Origin of the sequence: Haloparvum alkalitolerans, from assembly GCF_050122995.1 — an archaeon.
Classification (GTDB): Archaea; Halobacteriota; Halobacteria; order Halobacteriales; family Haloferacaceae; genus Haloparvum; species Haloparvum alkalitolerans.
Map to the genome: position 1 here is coordinate 47625 of NZ_JBNLIA010000008.1, position 16023 is coordinate 63647.

The following is a 16023-nucleotide window of genomic DNA, read 5'->3' on the forward strand; positions in this document are numbered from 1 at the left end:
TCTCCGCCGAATGGCTCGGCTCCTCCACTACTCCGACATCGAGAACGTCTACGACACTCCGGAGCGGGCCGCCCGCCTCGCCGGCCGGATCCGCGAGCTCGACGGCCCGGACGCGGCGGTCGTCGCGACCGGCGACACGACCGCGCCGGGCGTCCTCTCGCTCGTCGCCAAGGGCCGGCAGGTGACGGACTTCTACGCGGCCACCGACACCCTGCTCGACACCTTCGGCAACCACGAGTTCGACTACGGCCCGGACGCGCTCCGCGACCTCGTGGCGGACGCCGGCCCGACCTTCGTCTCCGCGAACGTCCGCGACGAGAACGGGGACCCCTTCGGCCGCGAGGCGGGCGTGGTCCCGCACGCGGTCCGCGAGGTGGGCGGCGACCGCGTCGGCTTCGTCGGCCTCACCGACCCCGCGACCGACTCGCTGAACCCCCTCGCGGCGCCGCTGACGTTCGACGACCCGCTCCCGGCCGCCCGTGAGGCTGTCGCGGAGCTCCGCGCCGAGGGCGTCGACCACGTCGTCGTCCTCTCGCACCTCGGCTCCGCTGACGACGACCTCGCCCGCGAACTCGACGTGGACGCGGTTCTCGGCGGGCACGTCCACAGCCGCAGACACGAGTACGTCGACGGCGTCCTCCTCGTCCGACCGGGCGTCAACGGCCAGTGCGTGATCGAGGTCGACCTCGACGGTGCCGCCGACGCACCCGAGGACGGAGTCCCCCGAGATGCACCGGCCGCGACCTTCCACGAGCGCGACGGCGCGGCGCCGCACGGTGACCTCCGCGAGGCGCTGGAGCGGCGCATGGCCGCGGCGGACCTCGGCGAGGTCGTCGCGCACGTGGACGAGCCCATCGAACGCGCGGGCGAGGTCGTCCACGGCGGCGAGTGCCGGATCGGGAACTTCGTCGCGGACGCCTTCCGGTGGGCCCACGACGCGGACGTCGGCCTCTCGAACGCCGGCGGACTTCGGCAGGGAGATCCCTTCGCGGGCGCGGTGACGAAGGCGGACACGATCAGCCTGATCCCCTTCGAGGAGCCGGTCGTCGTGACCGAGCTGACGGGCGCCGAACTGCGCGCGGTCCTCCGCGAGATGGCCGCGCCGGACGTGGACTTCGGCGAGGACGACTGGTGGCACGGCCACGTCTCCGGCGCGCGCGTCGTCTGGGACGCCGAGGCGGCGGAACTGGTCGAGGCGACCGTCGACGGCGACCCGATCGCAGCGAACACCACCTACACGCTCGCGACCTCCGAGTACCTGCTCCACTCCGACCACGAGTTCCCGACGCTGGAGGAACGCCACCGCGCGGGCGAGGACGGCATCCAGCACGAGGTGCTGGCGGAGTACGCCCGCGAGCACGGCATCGACCCCGAGATCGAGGGCCGGATCCGGATCGTCGAGGGGGCGCGGTCGACCCCCGCCCCCGACGCCGCGGAGTGAGCCGGCCGGTGCCGAAAGGGGAGACTCTTTGAGGGCGCCGGTCGACTGCCCGGGCATGACGCTGGTCGTGGTTCCCGTTCGGTACCCCCTGTCGAGCCACTCGAAGGCGACCCTCAGCGAGGCGATCCGGATCGCGGACGAGCGCGACGCCGACCTCACGGTGCTGCACGTCGACCTCTATCAGGACAGCCACAACGTCACCCGGATGGCGCTCAAGCGGGCCGTCGAGCGGGAGTTCGGCTCGCTCGACCGCGCGCGCTACGTCGTCCGCAAGGGGTTCCTCGTGGAGGAGTCGATCCTCGACGAGGTCGCCGCGGAGGGCGCGGACGTGGTCGTCATCGGCTCGAAGCAGGCGGGGCGCTGGCGGCGGATGGTCCGGAAACTGCTCTCGGACCCGGACATCGACGCGTTCCTCCGCGAGAAGCTGGACGCGACCGTCATCTCCGTCGAGAACTGAGCGGGGCGAGAACCGGACCGAACGGAGCGCCGCGGCGGCCGACCGTGTGACGGTGGGACTGGGATTTGAACCCAGGAAGCCGTGAGGCTACCTGCTTTCAAGGCAGGCGCAATGGGCCACTCTGCCATCCCACCGCGACTGCGCGTTGGCCGGGCCCCGACTAATGAATGTCGGTCGGCGACCGACCGGCGGCCATCCGTCCGCCGCGACCGTCGCCCCTCACGGCAGCCGGAGACGGGTCGAGACATCGTTCCAGCGTCAGCCTGTCCGCTCCCGTCAGTGATCCCGACATCCCGGCGATATGCGTCGGCGTGCGCGAGGAACGCGCGCTACTGCACGCCGGTTGCTCGAAAAGCTCCGATTTTCGGTGGAGGCGGCGGCGCGGCCGCCTGCTGTGCGGTTGCCGTGCGGTTGCGGGGCGGTTGCGGGGCGGTACTGCCGCGATGCAGTGCGGCGCGGTGGGGATTTCTGGATGCTGCTGTCGAGAGCAGCGGAATCTGCAACAGAAACGGAACAGTCAGAAAACGCGTCGTCCGGAGAGCCGGCTGGGGCGTTCGAACTTGACGACGCCCGCGCGTTCGGACCGTCCCCCTCACCACTGCGTTTTGGACTCCCGAGACTCCCCTCGTGAAGCGCGATCAGTCCCGGATCAGCGTCGGGTCGCCGTCGTCGCCGTCGACCACGTCCAACCCGAGGTCGTGGACGAATCCGGCGACGTGTTTCGGGACGACGCGCTCGGCCGCGAACCGGGCGCGCAGCGTGGCGACCGCGTCGACCAGGTCCTCGCCGGTCGCGAGCGTCGGCGTCGCCTCCAGGAACTCGGTCTCGTTGCCCGCGTCCGCGGAGCGCTCCGCGAGCGTCGTCACCGCGGGCGTCGCGAACGCGTCCGCGAAGTCGATCGGGTCGGTGAAGCCCGCGTAGTAGCACCGGCCGCCGGTCGAGGGGCCGAGCACCGTCTCCGCGGTGCGGAGCTTCATCGCGGCCGCGTCGACGATCTGTCTGGTCAGGAGCGGCGCCGTCGGGCGGACGACCGCGACCGACCGAGCGCCCTCCTCGCGCAGCAGGTGCGTGACGGTGTTGCCCGCGCGCGCCGCGAACGTCGAGCCGACCTGCGGCTCGAACCGCACGTCGTCGAGCGACGCCAGCGTGTCCGCGGCGATGGCGCGCAGTTCGGCCTCCGGCGCGAGGTCGGCCCCGTCGCTCGCGGTGTCGTCACCGCCGCTCGCGTCGCCCGCCCCCTCCGACAGCTGGTCGGCGGTCGGGTGGTTCACGAGCAGGTCCCCCCCGGAGCGGTGGACCGCGAGCATGGTATCGCGCAGCACGGCCTCGTAGCAGTCGGCGGCCTCGGCGGCCGACAGCGGCGAGGTCTCCGCGAGGCGGGTCAGAACGTGCCCCTCCCGGGGCGGCTCGGCCAGCACGGCCACGACGGTCATGAACGCCGGTCGGAGCGGGCGACCCTTCAACCCGCCGCTTCGACGGACCGACCGCGCCGCTCGCCGTGCGAGCGCGGCCGCGTCGACCGCGACGGAATCACCGACTCTGCCGACCCTTCGTCTGTCTGTAGTCGCGGCTGAGCACGTTCTCCCGCATGTGCTCGACGAACGCCGCCACGTCGTCGTCCGTCAGCGTCTCCGGGTCGGCCATCGGGACGAGCTCGAACCCGCGGCCGCGGACCGTGGTGGCGTGTTCCGCAGCCGCGTCGAAGCTCTCCGGGCGGCGCGTGGTGTACTCGACCGCCAACTCCTCCAGCGCGCGCTGCCCCACCGGGACGATGATCTGCGGGTTGATCATCCGGATCTCCGCGTTCAGAAACGGCTCGCACGCGAGGACCTCGTCGTCGGCCGGCGCACGGTCGGGATGCCGACACCGCGTCAGGTAGGTGAAGAAGACGTTCTGGACGTCGGGCTCGACGCCGGCCGACGCGTCGGAGTCCGCGGCACCGTCGGCCCCCTCCGCGACATCGGCCGCCTCCGCGGCGCCGGACCCCTCCAGGCCCGGCCCGGACCGAACGAACCCGAGGTCCGCGAACGCGGACAGGACGCGCTCGCCGGCCGCGTCGCCGACGAAGGGGACGCCCGCCGCGTCCGCGCCCGCGGTGGGTGCCTCCCCGACCACCACGAACTCGCCGCCCACGTCGCCGTAGCCGTGAACGACGTTCTGACGCGTCTCACAGAGCGCCTCGCAGTTGCGGCAGTCGGCGTCCATCCCGAAGGGGTTCGCGAACTCGCGCTGGTGAGCGTCCACGCCCGTACTCCGCCGTCCGGAGCCAAAACCGCACCGGTCGTCGCAGTCCGGTTCCGGCCCGACCGCCGACGGCGTTCGACCCCTCCGCGAATCACGACGAGGCGAAAGTCCGGACTGGCGGCGCCCCGGAACAGGATTTATTAGCACATGTCGATAGCCCAAGGCATGTCCACCGATCCGGGTGATGGGGGAGCGATAGCGACGTTTACCGGGACGCCGGTCCTCGTCCGGTTGCTTGACCGGATCGGGATCCGGCGTCTCCTGCCGGAGCGATTCGCGTCGGAACCGATCAACGCGCTCACCGCGTACAGCGTGCTCGTCGTGTTGCTCGAGAACGGCGTGTTGCAGCTGTACAACCTCTGGGCGGGCTACGAGGTGGTGTACCTCACGAATCCGCTCAGGCTCCTCAACGCCGCGATGCTCGTCGGCGCGGCGATGGCGACGGGCGCGCTGTATCGGCGGTACGGCCGTGCCGTCGAGCGAAGCCACCTCGTCGAGCGCGCGTCGTCAACCGAGCGCTTCGCGCCGCTCGTCCCCGACCGACTCACCGCCGCCCTCGTCCTCGTCGGCGTCGCGTTCACGGTGTATAACGCCGTGGCGATCCTCACGCTCCCGGAGCTGTACGCCGTGGGCGGGCCCGAGCGCGTCCTTCGGTTCGCCGTGATCCTGCCGCTCGGTTACGTGCCGGTGTTCGCGACGTTCCTCGCGACGTACCTCTCGGTCGAGGTGCTGTTGCCGTGGCGACTGCTGCGCTCCGAGGTGGATCTGGACTTCCTCGATCCGGAGAAGCTCGGCGGAATGCGTCCGTTCGGGGAGCTCGTGAAGTTCGCGTACTACTACCTCATGCTCGGGCTCGTCGGCTACGCGGTCGCGCTCTACGGCCCCTTCCTCCTCAGCGGCGTGTTCGCGTACACCGCACTCGAACGGCCGGGGGCGGTCGCGAACCTCGGATTCACCGCGGTCTGGGCCGCGGCCGTGGTGACGATGGGGTGGGGCATCTACGCGCTCCACCGATACATGAACCGGGAGAAGCGCGAGCAGCTCCACCGGCTGGACCGCCGGGCCCGCGAGCATATCGACGACCCCTGGCGGATCGAGAACGTGGACGTCGCGGAGCCGCCCGCGGAGTACGAGCGATACCGCACGCAGGTGGAGTATATCACCTCCACGAAGGAGTACCCCGCGACGTTCACGATGTGGTCGCAGATCGCGGTCGGGATCGTGGCCCCGAAGGCGCTTCAGGTGGTGCTGTCCGTGGTCTGAGTTCGCGCCGACGGGTTCGGTCCGGGAACGCCGTCGGCTGGAGCTCCTGACGGCGTCCGGAACAGGTGGCGGGCCGAGAATCAGGCGTCGTACGGCGCTCGCGTCGAGCCGGTCCCGAACGGTCGGAGGATCGACCGCACCGGGAAGCGGCACACGCCGACGGTTCGGTCGTCGGTCAGGCCAGCGCGTAGCGGTCGTCGGTCCCCTCGACGAGTCCCTCCTTGCGGAGCGTCTTCAGGATGCTGTACAGCGAGATCTTCTTCATCCCCAGCGACTCGGCCATGTCCGCCACGCTGGCGCCGTCGTTCGTCGTCAGGTAGAGATAGACCAGCTTCGCACGCGGCGACTGGAGTTCGGGCGGGAGCGCCGGCGTCGTGGCGCCCGTCGCTGTCTCGGGTTCCATCATCATACTCGACCACTGTGGTTCGACGATAATAAACCCCCTATTCAACGAACGTCGAAAACGGGAGTATCGCCACGAGCGGCCGCCTGACGGGGGATACAGAACTAATCCGCGTTCGAGTTAGTCGCGGTTCGCGCCGCGATCGCCGCAATGCGGGCGAAAAGTTCGACCCGTGACGGACAGCCGCTCTCACGGCGCCCGGTCCTGCGCGGCCCGGAGCCCGCTCAGTACGAGCGGACCTTCGGCTCGTAGGTCTTGTCCTCGCCCTCGAGGATGACCGGCTTGTAGCCGAGCTCCGGCTCGCCGTCGTTCCACGTGATCAGCGTGTGCTTGAGCCAGTTCTCGTCGTCGCGGTGCTGGTTCTCCTTGCGCCAGTGGGCGCCGCGGAACTCGTTGCGCGCGAGCGCGCCCACGGTGAGCGCCTCCGCGATGTCGAGGATGTTCCGCGTCTCCATGGTGTGGATCAGGTCCGTGTTGAACGTCCGCGAGGGGTCCGAGACGCCGACCTCCTGGTAGCGTTCGCGGGCGTCGCGGATGTCCGCGAGCGCCTGCTTGAGTCCCTCCTCCTCGCGGAAGACGTTGACGTTGGCCGTCATCGTCTCCTGTACCTCCGAGCGGACCTCCGCGTGGTTGATCCCCTCCGAGTCGAGCAGCTCCTCGACGCGCTCGCGCTCGGCCTCGACCGCCGTGTCGAGCACCGCGTCCCCGTCCGCGGCCCCGCCATCCGCGGCCGCCGGTTCGGTGCCCTCGTCCGGGTCGACCGCGCCGACGGGCACCGGCGAGTCGATCTCCGCGGGCTCGTAGTCGTCGCTCTTGCCGGTCGTGATCTGCGGCTCGCCGAGGTCGTCGCCGGCCGCGTGTTGCCCGGCGCGCCGTCCGAAGACGATGAGCTCCGGCAGCGCGTTGCCGCCGAGGCGGTTGCCGCCGTGGACGGAGACGCAGGCGCACTCGCCGGCCGCGTAGAGCCCGTCGATGCACGTCTCGCCGTTCTCGTCGGTCTCGACGCCGCCCATCGCGTAGTGCTGGCCGGGCTTGACCGGCATCGGCTCTTCCAGCCCGTCGGCGCCCTCGAAGTCCTCCGCGAGGTGGAGGATGTTCTCCAGCCGGTCGAGGATGCGCTCCTCGCCGAGGTGGCGCATGTCGAGGTGGACGTACTCGTCCTCGATGCCGCGGCCCTCGTTGACCTCCGTCAGCTCGGCGCGGGAGACAACGTCGCGGGAGGCGAGCTCGCCGTCGTTGTTGGCGTAGCCGTGCTCGAACATGAACCGCTCGCCCTCGTCGTTGTAGAGGATGCCGCCCTCGCCGCGGACCCCCTCGGAGATGAGGACGCCCGTGGAGGGGAGCGTCGTCGGGTGGAACTGGATGAACTCCATGTCCTCCATGGGGACGCCCGCGCGGTAGGCCATCGCGACGCCGTCGCCGGTGTTGGCGACCGCGTTGGTGGTGTGGTCGAACACCTGCCCCAGCCCGCCGGTCGCGAGGATGACCCCGTCGTTCGCGCGGAAGCCCTCCACGGAGCCGGTCTTGATGTCGTAGGCGACGACGCCGTGACAGCTCCGGTCCGACGGGCGCTCCTCGTCGGTGACCGCGAGGTTCATCACGTGCCACTCGTCGTAGACGGTGACGCCGCGTTTGACTACCTGCTCGTACATCGTGTGGAGCAGTTGGTGGCCGGTCTCGGCGCCCGCGTACGTCGTCCGCGGGAACGAGAGACCGCCGAACGGTCGCTGGGAGACGCGGCCGTCCTCCTCGCGCGAGAAGGCCATCCCCCAGTGTTCGAGCTGGATCGTCTCCTTCGGGCTGTCCTTACAGAGGGTCTCGACCGCGGGGGCGTCCCCGAGGTAGTCGGACCCCTTCATGGTGTCGTAGGCGTGGTCCGTCCAGTCGTCCCCGTCCCGGAGCGCGGCGTTGATGCCGCCCTCCGCGGCCCCGGTGTGGGACCGGACCGGATGGAGCTTCGTGACGATGGCCACGTCGGCCCCCGCCTCCTGTGCGGCGATGGCCGCGCGGAGGCCGGCGCCGCCCGCGCCGACGACGATGACGTCGTGTTCGTGCATGTGTGATCGTGTGGTTACCAGAACTTGAGGTTGTTCTTGACGGCCTCCCGCTTGAGCTCCTGGATGTGCTCGGTGAGCGGGATGTCCTTCGGGCAGACGTTCGTGCAGGAGAACTGGGTCTGACAGCGCCAGACGCCGTGTTCCTGTTCGAGGATCTCCAGCCGCTTCTGTTTCATCTCCTCGCCCTCCCGTTCGTCCATCGCGAAGCGGTACGCCTTGTTGATCGCCGCCGGCCCGAGGTACTCGTTGTCTCCGGCCGCGATGTTACAGGAGGACATACACGCGCTACACCAGATACAGCGCGTGGACATCTTCACCTTCTCGCGGTTCTCCCGGCTCTGTCGCTGTTCCTCCAGTTCCTCGTCGGGAAGGTCGTCGGTCTGGAAGTACGGCTCGACCGCCTCCATCTGCTCGTAGAAGTGCTCCATGTCGACGACCAGGTCCTTCACGACGTCCGCGTGCGGCAGCGGCTCGATCCGGATCGGCGTCTCCATATCCAAGTCCGACAGCTGGGTCTTACAGCCCAGGCGCTGAGAACCGTCCACGAACAGGGCGTCGGAGCCGCAGATCGCCTGCCGGCAGGAGTGCCGGAAGGTGAGCGAGGAGTCGTAGGTGTCCCGCGCGTACATCAGCGCGTCGAGGACGGTCATCCCCTTCTCGTAGGGGACGTGAAAGTCGTCGAAGCGGGGCTCCTGTTTGCCCTCCACCTCGGGGTCGTACCGGAAGACCTTGAGGTGGACCGTGTTCTCGTCGGCCTCCGCGGCCGCCTCCGCCTCGGCGTCCGCCTGTGCGCGTTCGGCCGCGCGCTCCTGCTTCTCGGCGCGGCGGCGGTCGCCGGCGGAGGGCGCCTCGGCCGGCGCGTCCTCCGTGCTCGTTTCGCTCGTCTCGTCCGTGGTCTGTGGTGCGTCCGTACTCATGTCAGTAGATCCCGATTCCGGCCCACGCGTTCGCGGTGCGGATCCCCTGTGCGATCAGGAGGACGCTCGCGGCGATCAGCGTCCACTTGACCGCGGTGCGTTTGGTGCCCGACAGGCCCTGATTGATCAGCGCGTTGTAGACGCCGTTGACGCCGTGGAACGTCGCCGTGATCAGGAACAGCACCATCAGCGAGTAGTAGCTCCACGTCTCCATGCGGCCGGCGCTCATCAGGAACGACACCTCGTCCGCGTGGTGGACGAAGTGGAGCAGGAAGAAGTGGAACGCCAACACGCCGATCAGGAACGCGGCCGTGATCCGCTGGAGGAGCCACGAGGTCCCGCCCGGCGTGAACGAGGAGTAGCGTTCGGCCATCTCAGAAGGCCCCCGCGATGAACGTCGGCACTGACGCGACGGTGATCGCTCCCGTCAGGATCAGCGACGCGTAGAAGCTCTTGTCTTGCGATTCCAGCCCGATGCCGAGGTCCACGAGCAGGAGCCGCGTCCCGTTCAGGATGTGGAACACGGCCACCGCGAGCAGCCCGACCTCGAGGATCCGAACGAGGAGCAGGTCCTCCAGCGTGACGATCGTCTGCGTGTAGACGTCCTCGCCCGCCGTCAGCACTGCTTCCTCGGCCCCCGCCGCCGGGATCGCGGTACTCAACACGGCAATATGGGTGAACAGATAGCCCACAAGCACCCAGCCGGTGAACTTGTGGAAGATCCAGGCCCACATCCCCGCTGAGAACTCCCGCCACCGGCCGAAGTCCTCGATGAGGCCTCGATTGTACGACTGACTCATGCCGTATGCGGGTCGGTCCCGCGGTGGTTTAGTAGTTTCTAACACGGCGTGTGGCGCGCGGTCCGACCGGGTCGGCACCGTCGCCGCGCCGTCGCCTATGCGCCGCGGGCGTCCGCGGGCGCCTGTTCGGCCTCGACCACGCGGCGGGTCGGCTCGTCCAGCTCGACGAGGTGACAGAGGGGGTTGCCCGGATAGACGACGGGGTTCTCCAGCACGCCGACCAGCAGTCCCGTGAACGGCGCGGCCACCGGCTCGTTGTCGTCCTTGAACGGGTTGGTGATCGTGGCGATGCGGTCGCCCTCGCGGACCAGCGCGCCGGAGTCGTAGTGCATGTCCACGATGCCGCCCGCGTCCGCGCGGATCCACGTCTTCTCGTCCGAGCCGGCGATGATCGTGCGCCACCCCGGCCACCGGACCGACGACTGCTCCAGCAGGCCGTACTCCGCGAAGGCGGACTCGACGCCCGCGAGCGCCGCGTCGATCAGGCCGCGCTGGAACCGGTGGGCCTCGCCCATCTCGACGGTTATCGTGGGGATCCCGGCCGCGGTCGCCTCCCCGCGGAGCGTCCCCGAGGGGCCCTCGCTGTCGATCACGACGTTCGATCCGAACGCCATCCCGAGCCGGTGGACGTCCTCGTCGGCCATGTCCGCGCGGACGTGGAGCATGTTCGTCCGACCGCGCGTGGACGTGTGGAAGTCGATGCCGAGGTCGCACGGCTCGACGAAGTTCGTGAATATCTGGTGGGCCATCCGCTTGGAGCTCGTCGACCCCGCACGTCCCGGGAACGACCGGTTCAGGTCGCGGTCGTAGACGGGCAGGTAGCGCTGCTGGGCCAGGAAGCCCGGCACGTTGAGCACGGGGAGACAGACGATGGTCCCCGCCAGCTCCGAGAGGTCCCACTCGTGGGCCACCTCCCGGACGACCTCGATGCCGTTCAGCTCGTCCCCGTGGGCGGCCGCCGACAGAAACGCGGTCGGCCCGTCGCGCTCGCCGTTGATGATCGTCACGGGGATCCGGACGGGGTCGCCGAGGTACGTCTCGCTGATGCCGTATCGCAGGTTCTGGGTCTCACCCGGCGCGACCGCACCGCCGTTGTAGGTGAAGGACCCGTCGTCGCTCATGCTCGCTCGGAGCACGGCCGCGGGGATATATATGGCGACCGCGGGACCGCGGCGGTCGGCGCCAGCGACCCCGATCCGCCCGGCCGTGACTTTGAGGGAGCGACCGGCCCAAGCGTCGGTATGATCGACCTCACGGACCGAACGGTCGTCGTCACCGGCGGGGCGTCGGGCATCGGCCGCGCGACCTGTCTGCACGCCGCCGAGCGGGGCGCGGACGTGGTCGTGGCGGACGTGCGCGAGGAACCGCGGCTCGACGGGACCCCCACGCACGAGCGGGTTCCCGCGGAGACCGACCGCGACGCCGCGTTCGTGGAGTGCGACGTGACCGTCCCCGCGGACCTGGACCGGGCCGCCGCGGCCGCGGACCGGTTCGGCGGGCTGGACGGCTTCGTCAACAACGCCGGCATCTTCCGGCGCGAGGCGTACGCGGCGGTCGACGAGGCCGACTACGACGCGATGATGGACGTCAACGCCAAGGGGACCTTCTTCGGCGGCCAGGCGGCCGCCCGCCACATGGACGCGGGGGCGATCGTCAACGTCTCCAGCGTCGCCGCCGGCCACGGCAACGCCGACCACCCCGTCTACGACGGCGCGAAGGCCGCCGTCTCGAACTTCACGAAGTCGATGGCCGACGCCTTCGCCCCCGAGATCCGGGTCAACGCGGTCCGACCGGGCGTGATCGAGACCGCGATGACCACCGAGGACGTGCCCACCGTCGGCGCCGAGCGCGAGGAACGCTACGAGGGCGAGATCCCCGCGGAGCGGTTCGGCGACCCCGCGGACGTGGCGCGGGCGGTCTGTTACCTGCTGAGCGACGAGGCCGATTACGTGACCGGCACGGAGCTGGTCGTCGACGGCGGCCTCTCGGCGGTCTGAGCGGACGGAGTCCGACGGTTCGGCCGACCGGTCTCTCGGGGGCCGACCGGCGGTGCGGCCGCGGCCGATCGTTTCCGCGATCCGAGGGAATAACTGAGGAGTTTTTACCGTCCCGTCCGACGACCACGTATGACGACAGATCCGGTGCGGGTGGGTGTGCTGTCGCTGCACAACAGCAAGGAGACGAAGGCGATCCTCAACGCGGTCGAGGACCTCGGTCACGAGCCGGTGTGGCTCAGACAGGAGAACGCCGCGATTTCGGTCGAAGACGGCGAGGTGACGGTCGAGCCGGATGTCGACGTCGTCGCCAACCGGCTGCTGCTGTCGAACACCGAACAGCCAGCGGAACTGCTCGGGCTGGCCTCGACGTTCGAGCGCATTCTGCCGATGCTCAACGAGCCCGAGAGCGTGCTGGGGGCGGTTCACAAGTTCGCGACCGCGGCGACGCTCGCCGACTGGAACATCCGCGTTCCCGACGCCCTGCTCGCGCTCTCGAACGACCGGCTCAACGAGGACCGCGAGCGGTTCGGCGACGTGGGCGTCTACAAGACGGCCATCGGCACCCACGGCGGCGGCACGTGGAAGGTGGACCTCACCGAACGCGTTAACCCGAAGGTCGGCAACCGGCAGGCGTTCCTCCAGAGGCTGATCGAGCGCGACTCGGAGAAACACCGCGACCTCCGAGTGTACACGGTCGGCGACGAGATCGTCGGCGCCATGTACCGCTACGCGCCCGAGGGCGACTGGCGGACGAACGTCGCGCTCGGCGGCGCCGTCGAGGACGCGACCGACGACATGCCCGAGGAGGCGGCCGAGACCGCGCTCTACGCGGCCGAGGTGATGGAACTCGACTACGCCGGCGTCGACCTCGTGGAGGGGTACGACGGCTGGTACGTGCTGGAGGTGAACCCGACCGCGGGGTTCAAGGGGCTGTTCAAGGCAACGGGTCGGAGCCCGGCGCCGTACATCGCCAAACACGCCATCGAGCGAGTCGGCGGCGAGGTCGACGACGAGGACGTCGAGCGGATCGCCGGACAGCTCGACGACTCCCGTCCTGCCTCGGCGCCGGAGCCGAAGGCGACCCCGGACGAGCTCCCGATGATCGGCTACATCGAGGAGGTCGTCGTCACGGGGACCTCCGGCTCCACGCAGGCGCTGGCGAAGTCCGACACCGGCGCGACTCGGACCAGCATCGACACGAAGCTGGCGGCCGAGATCGGCGCCGGCCCGATCAAGAGCATGACGCGCGTGAAGTCCGGCAGCGTGAAGTCCGGCAAGGCGCGGCCGGTCGTCGACCTGGTCATCGGCATCGGCGGCAACCAGCACACCGTCACCGCGAGCGTCGAGGACCGGAGCCACATGGACTACCCGCTCCTCCTCGGCCGCGACATCCTCGAGAACTACCGCGTCGACGTGCGTCGCCGCGCCGACGCGGACGCACAGGAGGAGAAGGAAGTGAAGCGGTACATCGAGGAGTAGGTCCCGGCGTTCGACCGTTCGCGGAGCACCGCGCGAGCCTTTTTGTCCGATACCGCGCCACCCGTCCCGTGACCTGACGACGCGCTCCGCGGCGAACTCGGCGGGCGTCCGGCGCACCGCCGCGGAGTCTGACGGTCGCGGACTCCCGGATCCGCGGGCGACCGAAGCGCCGGCTGTTCGCCACGCCCGAACCGCTGTCGGGGCCTCCGGTCAGTTCTCGTAGGCCGCCCAGATGTACCGCGTCCCGTAGCTCCGGTAGGGGCGCCACCGGTCGCCGATCTCCCGCATCTCCGCCCGCGAGAGCTCCGCGCCGTCCGCGTACACCTGCTCGATCCCCTTCCGCACCGCCAGGTCGCCCAGCGGCAGCACGTCCTCGCGCCCGAGGACGAAGATCAGGAACATGTCCGCGGTCCACGCGCCCACGCCGCGGATCGCGGTCAACTCCTCGCGAACCTCGCCGTCCGAGAGCCCCGTCAACCGGTCGCGCGAGAGGCCGTCCTCGCCCTCGAACGCCGCGGCCGCCGATCGGAGATAGTCGACCTTCGTCCCGCTGAGCCCCGCCTCGCGGAGCGCGTCCTCGTCGGCCGACAGCACCGCGGCCGGCGTCACCTCGTCGTCCAGCAGGGCGAACGCGCGGTCCCGGATCGCGTCCGCGGAGGCCGTCGAGAGCTGTTGGTTGATGATCGAGACGAAGAGCCGCCGGAACGGGTCCGCCGCCGGTTCGACCGACAGCGGGCCGTGTCTGTCCACCAGCGGCGCCAGCGTCTCGTCGCTCCGCAGCGTCGCGGCCACGTCGGGGTCGAGCGCCTCCGCCGAGTCCGGATCGTCGGTCGTCACGGTCGGAATTCGGGGAGCGACGCTCAAACCCCTTTCGCGGCCGTCCGGCCACGAGAAGAAACTTCTTCATCGTTGTTCGTTTCAAAAAGGGAAACGTTGAACCGCGGCGCCGCCGACCGCCCGCACATGGAGATCGAAGACGTCGAGCGGGTCACCGTCCTCGGCGCCGGAAACATGGGCCACGGTATCGCCGAAGTCGCCGCGCTCGCGGGCTACGAGGTCGTGATGCGCGACATCAAGGAGGAGTTCGTGGAGAACGGCTACGAGCAGATCGAGTGGTCGCTCGACAAACTCGCCGAGAAGGACCAGATCTCGTCGGCCGACGCGGAGGCCGCGCTCGACCGCGTCACGCCGCTGGTCGACGTGGAGGAGGCGGTCGCGGACGCCGACGTGGTGATCGAGGCCGTCCCCGAGAAGATGGAGATCAAGAAGGACGTGTACGCGGAGATCGAACAGTACGCGCCCGACGAGGCGGTCTTCGCCACGAACACTTCCAGCCTCTCGATCACGGAGCTCTCTGAGGTCACCGACCGGCCCGCGCAGTTCTGCGGGATGCACTTCTTCAACCCGCCGGTCCGGATGCAGCTCGTCGAGGTCATCTCCGGCGCACACACCGACGACGCGGTGCTCGACCTGATCGAGGACCTCGCCGAGGAGATGGGCAAGACGCCCGTCAGGGTCCGGAAGGACAGCCCCGGCTTCATCGTCAACCGCATCCTGGTTCCGCTGATGAACGAGGCGGCGTGGATCGTCGAGTCCGGCGACGCCACCATCGAGCAGGTCGACTCCACGACCAAGTTCGAGATGGGCCTCCCGATGGGCTCGTTCGAGCTCGCGGACCAGGTCGGGATCGACGTCGGCTATCACGTCCTCGACTACATGCACTCGGAGTTGGGCGAGGCCTATCGCCCGTGTCCCCTGCTCGTCGAGAAGGTCGAGAAGGACGAGCTCGGCAAGAAGGCCGGCAAGGGGTTCTACGACTACGAGAACGGCGGCGTCGACATCCCGACGGACGCCGCGCGCGACGACGTGCGCGACCGCCTGCTCGCGGTCATGGCCAACGAGGTCGCGGGCCTGATCGCGAACGACGTGGCCGACGCCGAGGCGATCGACCGCGCGGTGATGCTCGGCGCCGGGTTCCCGGACGGGCCGGCGAAGCTGGCCGACAGCGCGGGGCTCGACGGGCTCGTCGACACCCTCGACGAGCTCCACGAGGCGACCGGCGAGGCGCGCTACGAGGCCGTCGACTACCTCCGCGAGGCCGCGGCCGCGGGCGGCTTCTACGGCGCGGACGACGCGGACGGGAACGGTCCCGACGGGGCGGACTACGACACGCTCGAGGTGAGCGTCGAGGACCGCGTCGGCCGGATCACGCTCGACCGCCCGCACCGGATGAACACGATAAGCGCCGAGCTGCTCGACGAGCTCGCGGACGCCATCGACGCGCTCGACGCGGACGACGACGTGCGGGCGATCCTGCTCACGGGCGCCGGCGACCGCGCGTTCTCCGCGGGCGCCGACGTACAGAGCATGGCGGCCGGCGGCGCCGACCCCATCTCCGCGGTCGAGCTCTCCCGGAAGGGCCAGGAGACGTTCGGCAAGCTGGAGGAGTCGGACAAGCCGGTCGTCGCGGGCATCGACGGCTACTGTCTCGGCGGCGGCATGGAGCTCGCGACCTGCGCGGACTTCCGGGTCGCCTCCGCGCGCTCCGAGCTCGGCCAGCCGGAGCACAACCTCGGCCTCCTGCCCGGCTGGGGCGGCACCCAGCGGCTCGCCCGCATCGTCGGCGAGGGGCGCGCCAAGGAGATCATCTTCACCGCCGACCGCTACGAGGCGGAGACGCTGGAGGAGTACGGCTTCCTCAACGAGGTCGTCGGGAACGAGGAGCTGGCGGACCGCGCGGTCGAACTCGCCGAGGACCTCGCCGCGGGCCCGCCGATCGCACAGAAGTACACCAAGCGCGCGATGCACGCCGGCCGGACCGACGCCGAGGCCGGCCTCCAGGTGGAGTCCCAGGCGTTCGGCCACCTGATGAACACGGACGACCTGATGGAGGGCGTCACGGCGTTCATGGGCGACGGCGAACCGGAGTTCGAGGGGAAGTAGTTCCGGTCCGCGGTTCGGCTTT

The 16023-nt window shown here is 69.9% G+C and carries 15 protein-coding genes and 1 tRNA gene; 6 read left to right on the forward strand and 10 right to left on the reverse strand.

Features of this window, described 5'->3' with window-relative positions; genetic code table 11:
* The first annotated feature begins 10 nt into the window (after positions 1–10).
* Positions 11–1441 carry a bifunctional metallophosphatase/5'-nucleotidase gene (locus tag ACQE3L_RS09545; RefSeq protein WP_426963543.1) on the forward strand — a complete coding sequence of 477 codons (1431 nt, stop codon included), beginning with the start codon at positions 11–13 and terminating at the stop codon, positions 1439–1441.
* A gap of 55 nt (positions 1442–1496) precedes the next feature.
* Positions 1497–1898: a universal stress protein gene (locus ACQE3L_RS09550; protein WP_058366110.1), complete on the forward strand. Its 402-nt coding sequence runs from the start codon at positions 1497–1499 to the stop codon at positions 1896–1898.
* Between the two features lie 50 nt (positions 1899–1948).
* Here ACQE3L_RS09550 and ACQE3L_RS09555 read toward each other — a convergent pair.
* The 3 genes from ACQE3L_RS09555 to ACQE3L_RS09565 form a co-directional block, all read right to left on the reverse strand.
* Positions 1949–2032 (reverse strand) — tRNA-Ser (locus tag ACQE3L_RS09555).
* A 504-nt stretch (positions 2033–2536) separates the two neighbouring features.
* A complete protein-coding gene (locus tag ACQE3L_RS09560) occupies positions 2537–3331 on the reverse strand; it encodes a DUF2064 domain-containing protein (RefSeq protein WP_426963544.1) in 795 nt (264 codons plus the stop codon).
* A gap of 97 nt (positions 3332–3428) precedes the next feature.
* Positions 3429–4142 carry a uracil-DNA glycosylase gene (locus tag ACQE3L_RS09565; protein ID WP_426963545.1) on the reverse strand — a complete coding sequence of 238 codons (714 nt, stop codon included), beginning with the start codon at positions 4140–4142 and terminating at the stop codon, positions 3429–3431.
* 165 nt (positions 4143–4307) lie between these two features.
* Here ACQE3L_RS09565 and ACQE3L_RS09570 point away from each other — a divergent pair, with 165 nt between their 5' ends.
* Complete coding sequence (locus ACQE3L_RS09570; protein ID WP_426963546.1) at positions 4308–5405, forward strand: hypothetical protein; 1098 nt, start codon at positions 4308–4310, stop codon at positions 5403–5405.
* 175 nt (positions 5406–5580) lie between these two features.
* Here ACQE3L_RS09570 and ACQE3L_RS09575 read toward each other — a convergent pair whose 3' ends face one another.
* The 6 genes from ACQE3L_RS09575 to ACQE3L_RS09600 all read right to left on the reverse strand — a co-directional run bounded on the left by ACQE3L_RS09575 (position 5581) and on the right by ACQE3L_RS09600 (position 10703).
* Positions 5581–5811, reverse strand: a complete 231-nt coding sequence (locus ACQE3L_RS09575) for a helix-turn-helix domain-containing protein (protein ID WP_058366062.1) — start codon at positions 5809–5811, stop codon at positions 5581–5583.
* Positions 5812–6032: 221 nt separating this feature from the next.
* On the reverse strand, positions 6033–7865 hold the full coding sequence (locus ACQE3L_RS09580; RefSeq protein ID WP_426963547.1) for an FAD-binding protein: 1833 nt from the start codon (positions 7863–7865) through the stop codon (positions 6033–6035).
* A 14-nt stretch (positions 7866–7879) separates the two neighbouring features.
* Entirely contained in the window at positions 7880–8782 is a 903-nt protein-coding gene (locus tag ACQE3L_RS09585; protein ID WP_426963548.1) for a succinate dehydrogenase/fumarate reductase iron-sulfur subunit, read from the reverse strand.
* A 1-nt stretch (position 8783) separates the two neighbouring features.
* On the reverse strand, positions 8784–9155 hold the full coding sequence (locus ACQE3L_RS09590) for a succinate dehydrogenase/fumarate reductase transmembrane subunit (RefSeq protein WP_426963550.1): 372 nt from the start codon (positions 9153–9155) through the stop codon (positions 8784–8786).
* Between the two features lies 1 nt (position 9156).
* Positions 9157–9582 (reverse strand): succinate dehydrogenase, cytochrome b556 subunit, encoded by a 426-nt coding sequence (gene sdhC, locus ACQE3L_RS09595; protein ID WP_058366052.1) that lies wholly within the window; start codon positions 9580–9582, stop codon positions 9157–9159.
* Positions 9583–9677: 95 nt separating this feature from the next.
* Entirely contained in the window at positions 9678–10703 is a 1026-nt protein-coding gene (locus ACQE3L_RS09600) for a succinylglutamate desuccinylase/aspartoacylase family protein (RefSeq protein ID WP_426963551.1), read from the reverse strand.
* 120 nt (positions 10704–10823) lie between these two features.
* On the opposite strand from ACQE3L_RS09600, the gene ACQE3L_RS09605 reads away from it, so the two are divergent.
* Both ACQE3L_RS09605 and ACQE3L_RS09610 read left to right on the forward strand, forming a co-directional pair.
* Entirely contained in the window at positions 10824–11579 is a 756-nt protein-coding gene (locus ACQE3L_RS09605) for an SDR family NAD(P)-dependent oxidoreductase (protein ID WP_426963552.1), read from the forward strand.
* A 129-nt stretch (positions 11580–11708) separates the two neighbouring features.
* Complete coding sequence (locus ACQE3L_RS09610; RefSeq protein ID WP_426963553.1) at positions 11709–13058, forward strand: putative ATP-dependent zinc protease; 1350 nt, start codon at positions 11709–11711, stop codon at positions 13056–13058.
* 210 nt (positions 13059–13268) lie between these two features.
* Here ACQE3L_RS09610 and ACQE3L_RS09615 read toward each other — a convergent pair whose 3' ends face one another.
* Entirely contained in the window at positions 13269–13895 is a 627-nt protein-coding gene (locus tag ACQE3L_RS09615; RefSeq protein WP_426963554.1) for a DNA-3-methyladenine glycosylase family protein, read from the reverse strand.
* 126 nt (positions 13896–14021) lie between these two features.
* On the opposite strand from ACQE3L_RS09615, the gene ACQE3L_RS09620 reads away from it, so the two are divergent.
* Positions 14022–16001 carry a 3-hydroxyacyl-CoA dehydrogenase/enoyl-CoA hydratase family protein gene (locus ACQE3L_RS09620; protein ID WP_426963555.1) on the forward strand — a complete coding sequence of 660 codons (1980 nt, stop codon included), beginning with the start codon at positions 14022–14024 and terminating at the stop codon, positions 15999–16001.
* Positions 16002–16023: the final 22 nt, after the last annotated feature.

Bases quoted from the DNA above. Each gene is read 5' to 3' on its own strand.
- ACQE3L_RS09550 (WP_058366110.1), top strand. From the start codon at position 1,497: ATGACGCTGGTCGTGGTTCCCGTTCGGTACCCCCTGTCGAGCCACTCG.
- ACQE3L_RS09575 (WP_058366062.1), bottom strand. From the start codon at position 5,811: ATGATGGAACCCGAGACAGCGACGGGCGCCACGACGCCGGCGCTCCCG.
- ACQE3L_RS09610 (WP_426963553.1), top strand. From the start codon at position 11,709: ATGACGACAGATCCGGTGCGGGTGGGTGTGCTGTCGCTGCACAACAGC.
- ACQE3L_RS09580 (WP_426963547.1), bottom strand. From the start codon at position 7,865: ATGCACGAACACGACGTCATCGTCGTCGGCGCGGGCGGCGCCGGCCTC.
- sdhC (WP_058366052.1), bottom strand. From the start codon at position 9,582: ATGAGTCAGTCGTACAATCGAGGCCTCATCGAGGACTTCGGCCGGTGG.
- ACQE3L_RS09605 (WP_426963552.1), top strand. From the start codon at position 10,824: ATGATCGACCTCACGGACCGAACGGTCGTCGTCACCGGCGGGGCGTCG.
- ACQE3L_RS09585 (WP_426963548.1), bottom strand. From the start codon at position 8,782: ATGAGTACGGACGCACCACAGACCACGGACGAGACGAGCGAAACGAGC.
- ACQE3L_RS09600 (WP_426963551.1), bottom strand. From the start codon at position 10,703: ATGAGCGACGACGGGTCCTTCACCTACAACGGCGGTGCGGTCGCGCCG.
- ACQE3L_RS09560 (WP_426963544.1), bottom strand. From the start codon at position 3,331: ATGACCGTCGTGGCCGTGCTGGCCGAGCCGCCCCGGGAGGGGCACGTT.
- ACQE3L_RS09570 (WP_426963546.1), top strand. From the start codon at position 4,308: ATGTCCACCGATCCGGGTGATGGGGGAGCGATAGCGACGTTTACCGGG.
- ACQE3L_RS09590 (WP_426963550.1), bottom strand. From the start codon at position 9,155: ATGGCCGAACGCTACTCCTCGTTCACGCCGGGCGGGACCTCGTGGCTC.
- ACQE3L_RS09545 (WP_426963543.1), top strand. From the start codon at position 11: ATGGCTCGGCTCCTCCACTACTCCGACATCGAGAACGTCTACGACACT.
- ACQE3L_RS09620 (WP_426963555.1), top strand. From the start codon at position 14,022: ATGGAGATCGAAGACGTCGAGCGGGTCACCGTCCTCGGCGCCGGAAAC.